This window comes from Sphingomonas sp., from assembly GCF_029239295.1.
Classification (GTDB): Bacteria; Pseudomonadota; Alphaproteobacteria; order Sphingomonadales; family Sphingomonadaceae; genus Sphingomonas.
Window position 1 is genome coordinate 107590 of sequence record NZ_JAQZBC010000004.1, and the last position, 15303, is coordinate 122892.

Annotated in this window: 19 protein-coding genes; 7 read left to right on the plus strand and 12 right to left on the minus strand. The window is 63.3% G+C overall.

Annotated elements, in window-relative coordinates:
- Window positions 1-76 precede the first annotated feature (76 nt).
- From K0S66_RS05390 to lipB, 3 genes are all read right to left on the minus strand, one after another.
- Window positions 77-775: a hypothetical protein gene (locus K0S66_RS05390; RefSeq protein ID WP_301074140.1), complete on the minus strand. Its 699-nt coding sequence runs from the start codon at window positions 773-775 to the stop codon at window positions 77-79.
- A 161-nt stretch (window positions 776-936) separates the two neighbouring features.
- Entirely contained in the window at window positions 937-1188 is a 252-nt protein-coding gene (locus tag K0S66_RS05395) for a hypothetical protein (protein ID WP_301074141.1), read from the minus strand.
- An 88-nt stretch (window positions 1189-1276) separates the two neighbouring features.
- Window positions 1277-1939: a lipoyl(octanoyl) transferase LipB gene (lipB, locus tag K0S66_RS05400; protein WP_301074143.1), complete on the minus strand. Its 663-nt coding sequence runs from the start codon at window positions 1937-1939 to the stop codon at window positions 1277-1279.
- 93 nt (window positions 1940-2032) lie between these two features.
- Between lipB and K0S66_RS05405 the strand changes: the two genes are divergently transcribed.
- Together K0S66_RS05405 and K0S66_RS05410 are read left to right on the plus strand one after the other, a co-directional pair.
- Window positions 2033-2845, plus strand: coding sequence for a glycerophosphoryl diester phosphodiesterase membrane domain-containing protein (locus tag K0S66_RS05405; RefSeq protein WP_301074144.1), 813 nt, complete (start codon window positions 2033-2035; stop codon window positions 2843-2845).
- The gene (locus K0S66_RS05410) at window positions 2842-3588 is read left to right on the plus strand and encodes a glycerophosphoryl diester phosphodiesterase membrane domain-containing protein (protein WP_301074145.1); all 747 of its coding nucleotides are present in this window, start codon (window positions 2842-2844) and stop codon (window positions 3586-3588) included. The genes K0S66_RS05405 and K0S66_RS05410 overlap by 4 nt, the downstream gene beginning before the upstream one ends.
- On the opposite strand, the gene K0S66_RS05415 is transcribed toward K0S66_RS05410, so the two are convergent.
- From K0S66_RS05415 to K0S66_RS05425, 3 genes are all read right to left on the minus strand, one after another.
- Window positions 3558-4151 (minus strand): GNAT family N-acetyltransferase, encoded by a 594-nt coding sequence (locus tag K0S66_RS05415; protein ID WP_301074147.1) that lies wholly within the window; start codon window positions 4149-4151, stop codon window positions 3558-3560. The genes K0S66_RS05410 and K0S66_RS05415 overlap by 31 nt on opposite strands.
- A complete protein-coding gene (gene hemF, locus K0S66_RS05420) occupies window positions 4142-4984 on the minus strand; it encodes an oxygen-dependent coproporphyrinogen oxidase (RefSeq protein ID WP_301074148.1) in 843 nt (280 codons plus the stop codon). Before hemF ends, K0S66_RS05415 begins: the two co-directional genes overlap by 10 nt.
- A 71-nt stretch (window positions 4985-5055) precedes the next feature.
- Window positions 5056-5517: a tRNA (cytidine(34)-2'-O)-methyltransferase gene (locus tag K0S66_RS05425; protein ID WP_301074150.1), complete on the minus strand. Its 462-nt coding sequence runs from the start codon at window positions 5515-5517 to the stop codon at window positions 5056-5058.
- A 198-nt stretch (window positions 5518-5715) separates the two neighbouring features.
- Here K0S66_RS05425 and petA point away from each other — a divergent pair, with 198 nt between their 5' ends.
- The 5 genes from petA (at window position 5716) to K0S66_RS05450 (ending at window position 9874) form a co-directional block, all read left to right on the plus strand.
- Window positions 5716-6300, plus strand: a complete 585-nt coding sequence (gene petA / locus K0S66_RS05430) for a ubiquinol-cytochrome c reductase iron-sulfur subunit (protein WP_301074151.1) — start codon at window positions 5716-5718, stop codon at window positions 6298-6300.
- Window positions 6301-6312: 12 nt separating this feature from the next.
- The gene (locus K0S66_RS05435) at window positions 6313-7599 is read left to right on the plus strand and encodes a cytochrome b N-terminal domain-containing protein (RefSeq protein ID WP_301074152.1); all 1287 of its coding nucleotides are present in this window, start codon (window positions 6313-6315) and stop codon (window positions 7597-7599) included.
- 25 nt (window positions 7600-7624) lie between these two features.
- Window positions 7625-8467, plus strand: a complete 843-nt coding sequence (locus K0S66_RS05440; RefSeq protein ID WP_301074154.1) for a cytochrome c1 — start codon at window positions 7625-7627, stop codon at window positions 8465-8467.
- A gap of 116 nt (window positions 8468-8583) precedes the next feature.
- On the plus strand, window positions 8584-9171 hold the full coding sequence (locus K0S66_RS05445) for an adenine phosphoribosyltransferase (protein ID WP_301074156.1): 588 nt from the start codon (window positions 8584-8586) through the stop codon (window positions 9169-9171).
- Window positions 9172-9250: 79 nt separating this feature from the next.
- Entirely contained in the window at window positions 9251-9874 is a 624-nt protein-coding gene (locus tag K0S66_RS05450) for a hypothetical protein (RefSeq protein ID WP_301074157.1), read from the plus strand.
- A gap of 33 nt (window positions 9875-9907) precedes the next feature.
- Here the strand turns inward: K0S66_RS05450 and K0S66_RS05455 are convergent, their stop codons facing one another.
- The 6 genes from K0S66_RS05455 to K0S66_RS05480 all read right to left on the minus strand — a co-directional run bounded on the left by K0S66_RS05455 (window position 9908) and on the right by K0S66_RS05480 (window position 15216).
- A complete protein-coding gene (locus tag K0S66_RS05455; RefSeq protein WP_301074158.1) occupies window positions 9908-10354 on the minus strand; it encodes a MaoC family dehydratase in 447 nt (148 codons plus the stop codon).
- An 8-nt stretch (window positions 10355-10362) separates the two neighbouring features.
- The gene (locus K0S66_RS05460) at window positions 10363-11664 is read right to left on the minus strand and encodes an ectonucleotide pyrophosphatase/phosphodiesterase (protein ID WP_301074159.1); all 1302 of its coding nucleotides are present in this window, start codon (window positions 11662-11664) and stop codon (window positions 10363-10365) included.
- Window positions 11665-11775: 111 nt separating this feature from the next.
- Complete coding sequence (locus tag K0S66_RS05465; protein ID WP_301074160.1) at window positions 11776-13119, minus strand: sorbosone dehydrogenase family protein; 1344 nt, start codon at window positions 13117-13119, stop codon at window positions 11776-11778.
- A 74-nt stretch (window positions 13120-13193) separates the two neighbouring features.
- Complete coding sequence (locus tag K0S66_RS05470; RefSeq protein WP_301074161.1) at window positions 13194-13715, minus strand: NUDIX hydrolase; 522 nt, start codon at window positions 13713-13715, stop codon at window positions 13194-13196.
- A 2-nt stretch (window positions 13716-13717) separates the two neighbouring features.
- Window positions 13718-14389 carry a hypothetical protein gene (locus K0S66_RS05475; RefSeq protein WP_301074163.1) on the minus strand — a complete coding sequence of 224 codons (672 nt, stop codon included), beginning with the start codon at window positions 14387-14389 and terminating at the stop codon, window positions 13718-13720.
- On the minus strand, window positions 14389-15216 hold the full coding sequence (locus K0S66_RS05480) for a YgcG family protein (RefSeq protein WP_301074290.1): 828 nt from the start codon (window positions 15214-15216) through the stop codon (window positions 14389-14391). Before K0S66_RS05480 ends, K0S66_RS05475 begins: the two co-directional genes overlap by 1 nt.
- Between the last annotated feature and the right edge of the window lie 87 nt (window positions 15217-15303).

Below are 15303 nucleotides of genomic sequence, written 5' to 3' on the forward strand. Positions count from 1 at the left end.
GGCAGCACTAGGAGGGCGTCTCCGGGAGGTTGGCGCCGCGGTAAGAGCGGCGCCTTCCACTTTCAGTCGTTTATCCTCAGCGCTGGGCGAGGCTTACCGCCGCGACGGGGGGCGGGAAATCGAGCGCGCCGCACTTCTTCGTTTGCCACTCACCCTTCTTCGACCAGCAGACCTTGTCGAGCCGAGGCACGCGCGATTCGGCATAGAAGGAGCGCGGGAATTGCTGTTCGCCCCACGGCGACAGGCTGTTGCGCATTTCACGCATACGCTCTTGCGCGACTGCGCCGAAGCTGCCACGCGGCGCATAGATCAGCGCGCGGCCGATCGAACCAGCCGTCTGGCAGAAATTGTACTGCGCGGCGATCGCATTGAAGCTGGAATAGGTCTTTGTGCCGAACTGATCGAACGCATTTTGCGCCGCCTTGGCCGACTTGTTCGTGCGCTTGAAATACCCTTCGATCGTTTCGTAGGTATCCTTCAGCTCCGCACGATGATCGAGCAGGATCGCGTTGTAATTCTCTACCGTCAGTAGTGTTGGCTCGAACTGACACTGCAGCGCCGCAACGTTCATGCCGGCGCGCAACGTCCAGGCGAGGGCAGCGCGAATTTCCTTGTCGGTCGCACCCGGCAGCGCCTGCGCAATACCAGGCTCATCACCGCGTACAGCCTGACCCGACAGATCCTTCGACTTCATGAAGAACTGCGCCGAAGCCGGCGACGACGCGACCAGCGCGGCGATGACCACGCTTGCACCGAAGACCCGCAACCCAACCATTCAAAACACTCCACGACACAGTCAACGCGCGGGATTCTTACGCCTTTTGGATCGAACCTCCAACACAGATCATGCGCGATGGAACGATTTTCTCGCGCCTGAATCAGAAAGGCCGCCCAGTCGCCCGGGCGGCCCATCAAATCACGTCAAGGACGCGATGATTACATCGCGTTCGTGCCGTTCATCATCATCATGTCGTTCGACAGCATCGTGTCGTTCGCCATCATGCCGTCGTTCATCGCGCCGTCGACCGCCGTCATGTTGTCGGTCATGGTGTCCATGCCCTCGGTGGCGTTCAGATCAGTGATGGTGGTGTTGTCGATGTTGGTCTCGGTCTTCGAACCGCAAGCCGACACGGCCAGCGCAGCAGCCGCAATGGCCGAACCGGTCAGGATCTTCGAGATAGCACGCATGGATAGCTCCCTAGATAAAGGATTTGGACGGCGGACGTATCCTTAATACCCAAATCAAAGTGGATATTAGTCAGAGAACGTCGACCCCTCAAGTCTCGATTTTACGCGAACAAGTTAGACTTTCGACGAAAGCGCCGCTCGTCAACGCCAGCGCAGCATCAAAGGTTGCCATGGTATGGCTCGCCCCCAGCGCCGCTGCGCTCGTCACAGGGTAATCGGCGATGCCGCAAGGCACAATGCCGGTGAAGTGTGAGAGGTCCGGCGACAGGTTCACCGAGAAGCCGTGCATGGTCACCCAGCGGCGGACCCGGACGCCGATCGCGCCGATCTTCGCCTCCCGCCCGTCCGGATCGCGGGTCCATATGCCGATGCGTCGTTCCGCACGAAACGACGTGATGCCCATTTCGGCAAGCGCGGCGATGACCCAACCTTCGAGCGCGTGCACATAGCAACGCACATCACGCCCGCGTTCCGCCAAGTTCAGGATGAGATAGCCGATCCGCTGCCCCGGCCCGTGATAGGTGTACCGGCCTCCGCGGCCCGCATCGACGACAGGAAAGCGGGGATCGAGCAATTCCTCGGCCGCTGCGCTCGTCCCTGCGGTGTAAACCGGTGGGTGTTCGAGCAACCAGATCAGTTCACGTGCCCGGCCGGCGGCGACGTCTGCCGCGCGTGCCTCCATTTCGGCCAGCGCGGCGGAATAGTCGGTCAGTCCGGGCGTGACACGCCATTCGATATCGTTGATGTCCATCGCAACTGGGCAGATGCGACCGGGCGGGGCGATTGGCAACCGTTCCCCCGATCGAGTAGCGTCAGGCCATTGCAACAGCAGCAGAGTCGATTGATGATCAGCATGGGAACGGTGTGGGACCGCACAAAGGCGGTCATCGCCGGGCGGCTCAATATTCTGCTGTCGCTTGCAGTCTTGTTTCTGTTCGTTCCGACCGTCGTTCAGGCGGTTGTTGACGTGATGGTGAACCGGCCCGGAGAGCAGAGCGGCGGGTCGGGTATCCTGTCGCTGATGGTTTCCATCCTGGCGACGGTCGGCACGCTGGCAATCACTGCGGTCGCGACCGATCCCAACGTTGACCGCGCGCGCGCCGCTTCTTTGGGCACGGGGCGGGTATTGCCTGCGCTGGGCATCATCATCCTCCTGTCGCTGGCGGCCGTGTTGATCTTCCTGCCCGGCTTCGCGCTGCTTCTCTTGTCGGGATTTGACATGACGCGGGCGCAGCTTGGTCAGGCACAAGGCAATCTGAACCTGGGGATGGCGGCGGCGGGGGGCTTGTATTTCGTCGTGGTCAGCGTGCTGCTGTTCTGGGCAACAGCTAGGTTCGTGCCGCTATTGTCCGTCATCGTGAATGAACGGCGCGGATTGGGGGCAATCCGCCGCTCGTTCCAGCTGACGCGAGGCTCGACGCTCAAGTTGATCGGCGTGCTGATCCTGTTTGCGATCGTGTGCGTCGTAGCGCTGTTCGCCGCAACGAGCGTTGTCGGGCTGATCTCGCGGTTGCTGGCGGGCCCGGACCAGCCCGGCGCGGTAACGTTGGCAATCGCGGTGGTGACGGCGGCGCTGACGGCCTTCTTCGGTGTCATCCAGTCGGTATTTGCGGGCCAATTCTATCTCGCGGCGCGCGACGTGAAGGATCTTGTGTGAACCCGACGTTCGTGAAGCTGTTAGCCGATGGCTGGCGGGTGTTTCGTCGTGAAGCGGACCTGATTCTGCGGCTTGCCGGCGCGTTTCTTTTCCTGCCCGCACTGGCCGTTCAGTTGCTGTGCGACCCGCTACCGCCTCTGCCCGCGGAGCGAGGCGACGAGGCCGCGATGGAGCAATGGATCAACGCGGTGTCGGCCTGGGGCAATGGCAACGCATTCTTCTATGTGCTGGCCGACCTGATCGGCATGGTCGGCCTGGCTGCCATCGCGCTGCTGCTGCTTTCTCGTGATGGATTGTCCGTGGCCGAGAGCTTACGCGCGGCGGGGCGGCGCTTATGGCGGTTCGTGCTGCTAAACCTGCTGGTGGCCATTCCCGTCGGGCTGGGATTGTGGCTCTTCGTGTTCCCGGGGCTGTATTTTCAGGCCCGGTTGATTGCCGCCTTGCCCGCTATGGCGGCGGAGCCGCAGCAGAGCGCGGCCCGCGCAATCGGCCGGAGTTGGCGACTGACGGCTCGACCCGCATGGGCGATCTTGGGCGCCGTGGTGGCGCTGTTCCTGGCGCAATGGATGGTCGTCAGCCCATTGTTCCCGCTGGATAGCTGGCTGCGCCAGCCCGCACACGAGAACCCTTTCCTGATCGCGCTGGTGGCGATCATGCTGACGGCGGCATCGACGATCTACAATCTGGCGCTGCTGATGGTAGGAATCGTCGTCTATCGCAGGGGTGTCAGCAGCGGGACGTGAGGGGCGAGATCCGCGGGGAGCAATCCTGCGATCCGGGGATCGGCAAAGGTTTCAATGGTGCGCTTGGTGGCGGTGAAGTTCTGCGCGCGGTAAAAGTTCAGCGCTGACGGGTGGTCGAGCGTGCAGGTGTGGACCCGCAGCCGCTCGATACCGGGGCGCCAAGCGCGCACCAGCGTTTCCGCCATCAGCCAGCGCCCGTGCCCTCGACCGGTCAGCTCCGGGACAAGCCCGAAGTAGGAGAGTTCGCAGAGGCCCGTGTTGCGGAAATCGAGTTCGACGAAGCCGATCTCGATCCCCATCGAATCGGTCACCGCATAAATCTCGATCTGCGGATCGTGGATGATCGACAACAGCGTCGGATCGTCCATCGCTAGCCGGGAAAACCAAAGCCACGGCCCGCCGACCCGCCGGAACAGGATGCGATAGGCGTCCGCGCCGGGTTGTCTCCACCGCGACAAGCGCAGTGGAGACGAAGGCAGCGGCCGCAGGGCCGGTCGTTCAGTCATCTCCAATGTGGTGACGACCGTCGCCAGTTGATCATTGGGGACGGGCGTCAGCCCCATGTAGCGACCGGCGGCAGGCTCATTAGGATAGCGTCGATGTTGCCGCCCGTTTTCAGGCCGAACAATGTGCCGCGATCATAGACGAGGTTGAACTCGGCATAGCGGCCGCGCCATTCGTTGCGTGTGGCAATATCCGCATCAGTGAACGGCGTCCCCATGCGCTGGCGAACGATACGCGGATAAACGTCGAGGAAGGCGCGCCCGACATCCTGCGTGAACGCGAAGTTCTCGGCAAAGTCGCCTTCGAGGTGATCGTAGAAAATGCCGCCGACGCCGCGATGCACCTTGCGGTGCGGAATGTAGAAATAGTCGTCCGCCCACTTCTTGAAGCGCGGGTAATGATCGGGATCGTGCGCGTCGCACGCGGCCTTAAAAGCGGCGTGGAACGCGTTGGTGTCCTCCGCGATCGGAAGGGGAGGGTTGAGATCGGCTCCGCCGCCAAACCAACGCTTAGTCGTAACCAGGAAACGCGTATTCATGTGAACGGCCGGCACATGCGGGTTCGTCATATGGGCCACCAGGCTGATCCCCGTCGCGAAGAAGCGAGGGTCGTCGCCGGCGCCGTGGATGGTCTTCCCAAAATCGCTTTCGAACGTGCCACCCACAGTGGATACGTTCACACCGACCTTTTCGAAGACGCGGCCCTTCATCACCCCCCGTACGCCGCCGCCTCCCGGCTCGCCTGAGGGGTCGGTGCGATCCCAGCCAGTATAGACAAAGCCGGCGTCCGATCCGGCCTCGCGCTCAATCTTCTCGAACACCGCGCATATCTGGTCACGAAGGTGCTCGAACCATTGGCGAGCGGCGGTCTGTTCGGGATCGAGCGTCAGCATGACCGGCCTTTACCGACAGGGTGGAGTTAGTGTCGAGGTGGCAGAATGTCCTACCTCGGCATCCGGCGGCGTTAGTCGGAAGAAGGCGGCGATGCGTGTCGTAATTGCCGCAGGGCTTCCGCCAGAATAATTCCCGCGCTGACCGCCACGTTGAGCGAACGCATGCCTTCTCGGAGGGGAATCCGCACCGTCAGATCGGCGCAACCGTGGACCGCATCGGGCACCCCGGCGCTTTCACTGCCAAAAAGGAGTGTGTCCGAGTGTTCAAACCGGGCGTCCCACAGGCCGACGGCGCCCCGTGTGCTGGCCAGGACAATGCGGCTTGGGCGAGCGGCCTGGAAGGCCGCCCAATCGGCGTGGCGCGTTACCTGTCCCGCAGGCAGATAATCCATAGCAGACCGGCGTAACGCCTTGTCGCTCCACGGAAAACCCATGGGTTCGATGAGGTCGACCGCAACGCCGAAGCAAGCGGCAGTTCGGACAATGGTGCCCACATTTCCGGCGATATCAGGTTCGTACAGGGCAAGTCGCATTGCAGTGCTTTAGCAACGATGCACGGTGCTGCCATGATGAAGCGTGGGTGAATGATCGCAAAATCACCATTGGCAGGCGCAGGGTGCGAAGCTATCAACCCGCCGACCCCGCGGGGCGATGGGGAAAAAGGCGGGCGTCGGGGAGGCTCTTTCCATATGCGCGTTCCCCGCCGGGACCGGTTGGACAAGGGTTGGTGAATGGCGACGGCTGACAACACAATTACTCCGGGCGATTACCCAACGCCTGAAGCGGAAGACGGGCATGATCCCCGTCGTAGGGATTTCATCAATATTGCTGCGGTCGCATGGGCTGGCGTTGGCGCGGGCGTCATCGTCCTGCCGCTGATCAACCAGATGAACCCCTCGGCTGACGTGCTTGCGCTGTCGACCACCGAGATCGACATCAGCAAGATCGAGCCGGGGCAGTCGATCAAGTCGACGTTCCGCAAGCAGCCATTGTTCGTGCGCAATCTGACGCCGAAGGAAATCGCCGAGGCCGATGCGGTTCCGGTCAGCGAGCTGCGCGATCCGCAGACGCTGGAGGAGCGCACCAAGTCGGGCAAGAAGAACTGGCTGATTACGCTGGGGGTGTGCACCCACCTGGGCTGCGTGCCGCTGGGCGCCGGCGAGGGTGAGAACAAGGGGCCGTTCGGCGGCTATTTCTGCCCATGTCACGGCTCTGCCTATGACACTGCTGGCCGTATTCGCCAGGGACCGGCACCGACGAACCTCGTCGTTCCCGATTATGAATTCACGTCCGACACCGTCGTGACGGTCGGTTGAGGTAGCACACAGATGAGCTTTCCCTGGGCCAAGCATTATGAGCCAAAGCAGCCGCTGATGCGGTGGATGGACGAGAAGCTGCCTCTGCCGCGCCTCGTCTACAACGCCGTCGGTGCCGGCTATCCGGTGCCGCGCAACCTCAATTACTTCTGGAACTTCGGCGTTCTCGCCGGTCTGGCACTGGTCTGCCAGATCGTGACGGGGATCGTGCTGGCGATGCACTATGCGCCCAATGGCCTGGTCGCCTTCAGCTCCGTCGAAAGCATCATGCGCGACGTGAACGGCGGCTGGTTCCTGCGCTATGCGCATGCGAACGGCGCTTCGATGTTCCTTGCCGTGGTCTACATCCACATTGCCCGTGGCCTTTATTACGGGTCGTACAAGGCCCCGCGCGAAATGGTGTGGCTGCTGGGCGTTGTGATCTTCCTGCTTATGATGGCGACCGCCTTCATGGGTTACGTGCTGCCGTGGGGCCAGATGAGCTTCTGGGGCGCGCAGGTGATCACGGGGTTCTTCTCCGCCATTCCTTTGGTGGGTGAGCCGATCCGCGTTCTGCTGCTCGGTGGCTATGCGCCGGACAACGCCGCGCTGAACCGCTTCTTCTCGCTCCACTACCTGCTGCCGTTCGTGATCGCGGGCGTCATCATCCTTCACATCTGGGCGCTGCATATCCCGGGTTCGAACAACCCGACGGGTGTCGACGTGAAGGGTGAGCAGGACACGGTGCCGTTCCATCCGTACTACACGGCCAAGGACGGCGTAGGCGTTGCGGTGTTCTTCCTGATCTTTGCGGCGCTGATCTTCTTCTCGCCCAACATGCTCGGGCACCCGGACAATTACATCGAGGCGAACCCGCTCTCGACGCCGGCACACATCGTTCCGGAATGGTACTTCCTGCCGTTCTACGCGATCCTGAAGAGCTTCACCGCAGACTTCATCCTGACGGGTAAGCTGTGGGGCGTGCTGGCGATGTTCGGTTCGATCCTGCTGCTGTTCTTCCTGCCTTGGCTGGACAGCTCGCCGGTTCGTTCGGCCAACTACCGTCCGACCTATCGCTGGTTCCTGATCGTTCTTGCGATCGACGTACTGGTGCTGGGCTATGTCGGTGGCGCGGAAGCGAACGCTCGCAACGTCATCATCGGTCAGATCGCGACGGCTTACTACTTCGCGCACTTCCTGATCATCCTGCCGATCGTCTCGCGCTCGGAGCGTCCGCGCCCGCTGCCGAATTCGATCACCGAGGCGGTGCTTGCCAAGCATGGCGGAACGTCGCCTGCACAGACCGCGCTGGCGCACTGAGCCGATACGGGGGAATTGAAAGAAAATGGTTCGTACCATCGCACTCCTGATCGGCGCGGGATTCGTCTTCGTGCTCGGCATCGCGCTGTTCGGGACGATTTCCACCGCGATCACTGATCCGGCACCGGAAACCGCCGAACATGAATTCCACCTTCATCCCAAGGATGCGGAGCTGTCGTCGGCTGGCCTGTTCGGCAAGTTCGACCGCCAGCAGCTGCAGCGCGGGCTCAAGGTTTACCAGGAGGTTTGCGCCGCCTGTCATAGCCTGAAGTACGTTTCGTTCCGTGACTTCGAACAGCTTGGGTACAGCGAAGGCCAGGTGAAGGCTCTGGCCCAGGCGTGGCCGATCGAGCAGCCGAGCGTGAACCCCGACACGGGCGAAGCGGCGACGCGGAAGAACGTGGCATCGGATCGTATCCCGAGCCCGTACCCGAACGAAGTTGCTGCGCGCGCCGCGAACAACAACGCGCTGCCGCCGGATCTGTCGCTGATCACCAAAGCCCGTCATGATGGCGCCAATTACGTTGCGTCGCTCCTGAACGGCTATCAGAACCAGCCGGCCGAGTTGCTGCGTAAGTTCCCGGATGCGAAGACCCCGCAGGGCCTTCACTACAATCCGTACTTCGCGAACCTGAACATCGCGATGCCGCCGCCGATCACGGCTGATGGTCAGGTGACCTATGAGGATGGCACGCCGGCAACGCGCGAGCAGATGTCGAAGGACGTGTCCGCATTCCTTGCCTGGACGGCTGAGCCGAACCTTGAATCGCGTCACGCAGCCGGTTTCGCGGCCGTCATCTTCCTCGCGATCTTCGTGTTCCTGACCTGGGGCGCGTACCAGAACGTTTGGCGCGGGGTTAAGCATTGAGCTGACCGCCAGCACGTCTGGAAGTAAACTGAACAACGCCCCGGTCGCCCACAGCGATCGGGGCTTTTTCGTTGTCCGGGTTGCGGCCTTTCATGCGCAAGAGCATGAACCGTCGCATGACCACGAACGACCGCGGCGGGCAGAGCCACGTCGAGCAGCCGGCACCCGCCACGGCAAACGACGACCTGAAGGCGCTGATCCGCACCATCCCCGACTTCCCGAAGCCGGGCATTCAGTTCCGCGACGTCACCACGCTGCTGCTCGATCGCAGGGGCTTCTCCAGTTGCATCGCGCGGATGGCGAGGGCAGCGACCGGACCGGTCGACCTCGTGGCAGGAATTGAAGCCCGCGGCTTTCTGTTCGCTGGCGCACTGGCGGACCGCCTCGGCGCCGGGGTACTCCTGATCCGCAAGGACGGGAAATTGCCCGGGGCGACCATCGCGGAGGATTATGCCCTGGAATATGGGCAGGATCGGATAGCGATGCATGCGGATGCGTGCGCGCCGGGAGCGAACGTCCTGCTGGTCGATGATCTGATCGCCACCGGTGGGACGGCGCGCGCCGCCGTCCGCCTGCTGCGCAAGGCGGGGGCAAGGATTACCCAGGCGCAGTTCCTGGTTGATCTGCCAGACCTGGGCGGCGCTGCGGCATTGCGCGAGGATGGCGTCGATGTGCATGCGCTGGTAGCGTTCGAGGGCGATTAGGAACTTCGCCGGGGCGCTGTCGTTTGTCGAAGAAGAGCGGTGCGTATTTACCGTTTCTCCGCCGTTGTAGGAGGAAGCCATGAATTGGCAACGTGCAGGGCTGATTGCTATTATTTCGGCCCTTGGGTTCGCCTCGAGCGCCTGTACTGACGGCTATGGCTACAGTGGCGTCGGCCTTGGCTATGGCTCCGGCTATTATGCCGATCCTTATTACAGCGACCCTTACTACGGCGGCGCGCCCTACGGGGTAGGGCTTGGAAGCACGTTCGGCTGGTATGGTGATTTCTACTACCCCGGCACCGGGGTGTATGTTTACGACCGTTACCGCCGGCCGCGTCGCTGGAACAATGCGCAGCGGCGTTACTGGCAGGGACGTCCAGGCTGGAACCGTTCGGGCGGTCGGCCGGATTGGGGTGGCTTTAATCGGGACAATGTCCGTCCGGGTCAGCCTAATTGGCAGCCCGGTCGGCCGGGCTATGGCGACGGCGTTCGCCCTAATCGTCCGCGGCCGCCAGGAGCGAACCAGGGGCGGCCACGTCCGGACGGCGTCGGCAGGCCGGGCTACAATCGCGGGCCCGGCTACAACCGCCCGCAAGGCTCCACGCCCGGAGCGGGTAGGCGCCCCGGCCCACGTCCCGGTGGCTTCGGCAATCGTGGCGGGCCTGGCCGCGGTGCAGACCGGCCCGTGACTCAGCCACAATAACTGGTGTCCGCGCCGGCAGCGGCGCGGAACGGTTCAGGCTGGCCGGGTAGCGATCAGCCCGTTCGAGATCATCGTCATGACGACGACATTGTCTTGGTTGAGCACGCTCATCCGGCTCTTGAAGATCCCCATCTCCGGCCGCGATTGCGACTGGCGCTTCTCGATCACTTCCGTCTCGCATCGTAGCGTATCGCCGGGATAGACGGGCTTCACCCAGCGGAGTTCGTCGATGCCGGGCGATCCCAGGCCTGCGGAGGGATGACGTTTTCCGTTTTCGACGATCATCGACATGACCATCGCGCACGTGTGCCAGCCGCTGGCCGACAGGCGGCCGAAGTGAGTCTGCGCCGCCGCGTCGTCCGAGAGGTGGAATGGTTGCGGATCGTAGCGCGAGGCGAAATCAATCACCTCCTCGCGCGTCACCTGATAGCTGCCGAAGCTTGCGCGTGTTCCAACGGCGATATCTTCGAAATACTGCATTGCCTCTCCTATTTGCGGCGTAGCACCGGGCGGAATACCGCGTCGGTGCCGTCCAGCGTAGGATCGGCAGGCAGGCCAAGCAATGTTCGAAGCAGGGGAGCGACCGCCACGTTGTCAAACGCGTTGACGCGCTTGCCAGCGGCGAATGCCGGACCATTGGCGATGAACAACGCCGTCATGCTGGGAGCATAAGGATCGAAGCCGTGGCTGCCGCGCGAGTAGGCGACTGACGGCGCGGTCTTCTGGAGTTCCCAGCCGTCCTCCGCGAGGCACACGAAGGCTGGAATGCGAGGATTGCGGCCGTAGTGGAACTTCGCCGGGATCGCTTCCTTGCGCCAGCATTCCATGTGCGGTTGCGGCCTCAGCAGCGCGCTTGCCACCGCGGCGTCGCGGCCGGGCAGCGGCGCGAACGTCGCATACGGCCCCGATTCAACCACCCGCGCGTCGCTGGCGGAGACGATCTTGTCGAGCGCGACGACGCGCTCGCTCGAGGTGGGCGCCATGCCGTGATCGGAAACGATGATCAGGTTCGCTGGCTGCCCCAGTTCTGCCAGGCCGGCGACGAGCGCGCCGATCTGGCCGTCCACTTCCTGAAGCGCGGCGTTCACACCGGCGGAGTCAGGACCATTGCGATGCCCCTCCGTGTCGACGACATCAAAATAGGTGGTGACGAACCGCGGACGGCTCGCTGCAGGACGGCGCATCCAGTCAATCACCTGGCGGACGCGATTGTCGCCAGGCAGCTGCTGACTGAACGCTTGCCAATCATGGGGGCGAGCGCCGCCAGTGATATCGTTCGGCCAGGCTGTGGCACGCGATCCTCCCCAGGCGACGTTGGACCCCGGCCAGAACATCGACGCGGTGCGAACGCCGGCCTTTTCAGCCGTCACCCAGATCGGCGGTACCGCGTTCCACCAGAACGGGTCATCGGTCGCCATCGTGAACACCTCACCCGGGCGGCTCGGGTCCTCCATCATGTTCGCGGTGATGCCGTGGCGATCAGGGCGAACGCCGGTCACCAAAGTCCAGTGATTGGGGTATGTCTTCGAAGGGAAGGACGGGCGCATGGGACCCGTCACGCCCTGCGCCGCCAGCCGTGACAGGTTTGGAGTCAAGCCGCGATCCAGATAATCGGGGCGAAAGCCGTCGATCGAGACGAGGATGGTCACGGGTGCACGCTCCGCCTCCACGCGCGACGCAGCGACGCCTGCGGGTGCCGCAGCGGATGGAAGCGCAGGGGGCGTTTCGGGGTAGGCGCAGCCGGCAACGGCAGAGAGGGCGGCTAAGGCGGGAACGAGTCTGCGAATCATGGCGACCCGTTAGCCCGCGGTGCCCCGCCTGTCTTGCGCGGCATTGTCACGATCGGTGAAATTTCAAGAGATTGGAGGCCGGTGCGTGCCTCCATCCTCTCAATTGTCACGTCATTGTGTCGCGGGCTGCTGCTGCGCCGGCGTCACGCGCCAGATGACGTTGCCCACATCGTCGGCCACGAGCATCGCGCCGCTGCGATCGCCAATGACACCGACAGGGCGGCCCATCGCCTTGCCCTTGGCATCAAGGAAGCCAGTCAGCACATCGACCGGCTTCGTACCAGGAACTGGCCAACCCTTGTCGGTGAACGGAACGAAGACGACCTTGTAGCCGGACGGCGGCACTCGGTTCCACGAACCATGTTCGCCGATGAAGGCGCCATAGTTGAACCGCTCTCCCAGCTTCACGTCGCCGGCAAAGGTCAGGCCGAGAGCGGCGACGTGCGGCCCCAGTGCATAGTCAGGACGCTTCGAATATTGCTGAAGCTGGGGATTGCCTGGCTCCACCCGCTTGTCGGGATATCCACCCCAATAATACCAGGGCCAACCAAAGTGGTCACCGAGCTCCACGGCGGTCAGGTAGTCGGGAACGATGTCTGACCCGAGCATGTCGCGTTCGTTGACGACGGTCCACAGTTGGTTGGACTGTGGGTTGATCGCCATGCCGTTGGCATTGCGAAGCCCCGCCGCATAGACGCGGGACGTCTTCTCCTTCGGCCAGACCTGAAGGATCACGGCGCGTCGCCGCTCAAGGTCCAGCCCCTTCTCAGCGATGTTGGACGCCGATCCGACGGAGACATAGAGCGTGCGACCGTCTTCGGCCGGGATCACGTTGCGCGCCCAGTGATTTTCGCCGCCGGGCAACTTCACAACCACCTCTGGCTTGGCGGTGATCTTCGTCGCGCCTTCTTCATACGGCACGCGCACCAGCGCATCCGTGTTGGCGATGTACAGCTGGCCGTCGAACAGGGTCATGCCGAAGGGTGAGTTGAGACCCGTCATGAAGACCGAACGGAAATCAACCTTTCCGTCGCCATTCTGATCGCGAAGAAGGGTGATGCGATTGGCCGAGGGCACGCCAGCCCCGGCGCGTCCCATCAGATACCGCATCACCCGATCGACAAAGCTCCGGCCGCGTGGCGGCGAGTTTGTCTCAGCCACCAGAATGTCGCCGTTGGGTAGGCGGTACATCCAGCGCGGGTGATCGAGATTGTCCGCAAAACGCTCCACCTTCAGTCCGGCAGCGGGGGTCGGCTTCGCATTGGCAGGCCAGCCGATCGCGTCGGCAACCTTGACGGTGGGGATGACCTGACTTCGCGGCGCCGTGATGTTCGGTCGCTGTCCAGTCACTTCCTCCACGCTGAGCCGGGCCTTATCAGGCCAGCCCAGCCAGACGAAAATGCCCACCCCCACAAGGATGATGAGGCCAAGCACGATCAATATGTGTTTGCGCATACACCGGAGATAGCCGGTGGCCGTGGGGCGGGGAAGAGGGAGCTTGATGTTTGCGCGGGCGTGCCGAAGCCGGCTCACCGCATCAGCTGGTCACCCAGCAGCAGGAGCAATTTGACGTCCATCGCCACGCCCTGCTGCCGCTTGCGATCGACGAAGTCGCTCATGTTGGCTCTAGGCACCGCGTAGACGGTGATGTCTTCGTGTTCGTCGCCGCCGCCATCCCCGACCTTCGTCAGGTTGCGCGCGCGAACCAGGGTGAAGCCTTCGCTGACCATACCGGGAGAGGAACTGAATTCGCCGAGACGCTCGATCGAGCCCGCCCGGTAGCCGGTTTCCTCCTCAAGCTCGCGCGCTGCAGCATCGGCGAGATCCTCGTCCTCTTCGATATCGCCGACGAGCCCCGCGGGTAGCTCAAGGCAGGGGCGCCCCAATGGAACGCGATACTGCTCGACCAGAATGATCTCGTCAGCGTCGGTGATCGCCAGGATGACCGCAGCGCCGATGCCCCGTGAACGCGCGGCATATTCCCACTGACCCTGCTTCTCCATCTTGATGAAGCGGCCCTCCCACACGGTGACCGGCGTATCCTCGCTCATCGTTACAGTTCGATCAGCCGGTCCGGCAGTTCGTTCGGATTGCTGCCGGTGCGCGGGAAATGCTCCGCCAGCACGACGCCAATTTCCTCAACCGCGGCGGCCATGCCATCACCTGCGCGGCCATCCTTCACGCCCGCGATCAGCGCAGCCATCGCATGGCCCCACACATCGGGCGAGACACGCTCATGGATGCCGACATCGGCGATGATTTCTGCGCGGTGTTCGGCAAGGCTGAGGTAAAGCAGCACGCCGGTAGCCGCCATCGTGCGATGTTCGGCAGAAGCGCGAAAGAGCGCCAATGCACGACGGCGCACCCGCCTGGCCTTGGTCGCTTTGGGGGTCAGGGCGATCCGCAGCGGCGCAGCCGTCAGGATCAGCCGAACTGCAAGGAAGGTTGCCGCAGCAAGCGCCGTGGCGATCGTAAGTGCCGCGCCAGTCGACACATGTTCCGTCCATGGATCGCGGATCAGCGCGTGAAGATGATCCACCCATGCCGGAAAGGTTGCCAGCAGCGCCAGGACGAGCAGCATCGCCAGGACCGCATATTGGACCGCGATGTCGACGTAGCCGTCCGACTTCCCGGCAACGATCGTCACGATCTCGCCACTGGTGTTCGCTTCGGCAGCCTTCACCGCGGCGGTCACCGCGGCATGATCTTCCGGTGTGAGATGCATTACCAATCCCCCGACGCGCCGCCGCCGCCGAAGCCGCCACCACCGCCGCCGCCGAAGCCGCCGCCGCCCCAGCCGCCACCACCGCCCCAATCGCTGCCGCCCGATGAGCCGCCGCCCCAGCCGCCGCGACCGGCCTCGCGCCCGATCTCGTTAGCGATAGACCACAACACAACGGGAAGAACGCCGCTGCCGTCGCCGCGATAGCGCTTGCCGCCCCCGCCGCGGCGGCGCGCGATCGACAGGAAGACGAAGAGCGCCACCATTCCCCAGAAGATGATGCCGAGCGGGACACCATCGCCACCGGTACGCTGCGTTTTGTTCGCCTGGTCGAACTGCTTCACGGCGGCATCGAGGCGCGCCTGCGCTTCTTCGGGCGAAGAGCGAAGCTGAGTGACCAGGGCGTCCGTGCCCGCCACCACGCCGCCCGGCAGATCGCCCGCCTTGAAACGGGGCAAAATGGCCTGGTTGATAACGACGCTGGACAAGGCATCGGTGACGAACGGTTCCAGGCCGTAGCCGACCTCGATCCTTACCTTGCGCTCGTTCGGAGCGACGAGAAGGATGGCCCCATTGTCGACATCCTTCAGCCCGACCCCCCATTCGCGGCCGAGCTTGTAGCCATATTCCTCGATGGGATAATTCTCGAGGCTGGGCACCGTGACGACCACCAGCTGTCGCTTCGTATCGCGCTGAAGCGCGTCGAGCTTGCTGGTAAGGTCGGCTTCCACCTCGGGCGGCAGAACGTTCGCGGCGTCGACGACGAAGCCCGTGAACTTAGGGAAGGTCTGCGCCGACGACGGGCTGGCCAAAAGGGCCAGGACCATCATCGACAGGGCAAGCAGGTGGACTATCCACCGACGCAGCGGATGCTGATGGATCGGGAGGATACCTGCTGAACCGGCAGCCACGAGCGA

What these genes read in the sequence shown, in the direction of transcription:
- K0S66_RS05390 (WP_301074140.1), bottom strand. Translation starts at nt 775, where the DNA reads ATGGTTGGGTTGCGGGTCTTCGGTGCAAGCGTGGTCATCGCCGCGCTG.
- K0S66_RS05395 (WP_301074141.1), bottom strand. Translation starts at nt 1,188, where the DNA reads ATGCGTGCTATCTCGAAGATCCTGACCGGTTCGGCCATTGCGGCTGCT.
- lipB (WP_301074143.1), bottom strand. Translation starts at nt 1,939, where the DNA reads ATGGACATCAACGATATCGAATGGCGTGTCACGCCCGGACTGACCGAC.
- K0S66_RS05405 (WP_301074144.1), top strand. Translation starts at nt 2,033, where the DNA reads ATGATCAGCATGGGAACGGTGTGGGACCGCACAAAGGCGGTCATCGCC.
- K0S66_RS05415 (WP_301074147.1), bottom strand. Translation starts at nt 4,151, where the DNA reads ATGGGGCTGACGCCCGTCCCCAATGATCAACTGGCGACGGTCGTCACC.
- hemF (WP_301074148.1), bottom strand. Translation starts at nt 4,984, where the DNA reads ATGCTGACGCTCGATCCCGAACAGACCGCCGCTCGCCAATGGTTCGAG.
- K0S66_RS05425 (WP_301074150.1), bottom strand. Translation starts at nt 5,517, where the DNA reads ATGCGACTTGCCCTGTACGAACCTGATATCGCCGGAAATGTGGGCACC.
- petA (WP_301074151.1), top strand. Translation starts at nt 5,716, where the DNA reads ATGGCGACGGCTGACAACACAATTACTCCGGGCGATTACCCAACGCCT.
- K0S66_RS05435 (WP_301074152.1), top strand. Translation starts at nt 6,313, where the DNA reads ATGAGCTTTCCCTGGGCCAAGCATTATGAGCCAAAGCAGCCGCTGATG.
- K0S66_RS05440 (WP_301074154.1), top strand. Translation starts at nt 7,625, where the DNA reads ATGGTTCGTACCATCGCACTCCTGATCGGCGCGGGATTCGTCTTCGTG.
- K0S66_RS05445 (WP_301074156.1), top strand. Translation starts at nt 8,584, where the DNA reads ATGACCACGAACGACCGCGGCGGGCAGAGCCACGTCGAGCAGCCGGCA.
- K0S66_RS05450 (WP_301074157.1), top strand. Translation starts at nt 9,251, where the DNA reads ATGAATTGGCAACGTGCAGGGCTGATTGCTATTATTTCGGCCCTTGGG.
- K0S66_RS05455 (WP_301074158.1), bottom strand. Translation starts at nt 10,354, where the DNA reads ATGCAGTATTTCGAAGATATCGCCGTTGGAACACGCGCAAGCTTCGGC.
- K0S66_RS05460 (WP_301074159.1), bottom strand. Translation starts at nt 11,664, where the DNA reads ATGATTCGCAGACTCGTTCCCGCCTTAGCCGCCCTCTCTGCCGTTGCC.
- K0S66_RS05465 (WP_301074160.1), bottom strand. Translation starts at nt 13,119, where the DNA reads ATGCGCAAACACATATTGATCGTGCTTGGCCTCATCATCCTTGTGGGG.
- K0S66_RS05470 (WP_301074161.1), bottom strand. Translation starts at nt 13,715, where the DNA reads ATGAGCGAGGATACGCCGGTCACCGTGTGGGAGGGCCGCTTCATCAAG.
- K0S66_RS05475 (WP_301074163.1), bottom strand. Translation starts at nt 14,389, where the DNA reads ATGCATCTCACACCGGAAGATCATGCCGCGGTGACCGCCGCGGTGAAG.
- K0S66_RS05480 (WP_301074290.1), bottom strand. Translation starts at nt 15,216, where the DNA reads ATGATGGTCCTGGCCCTTTTGGCCAGCCCGTCGTCGGCGCAGACCTTC.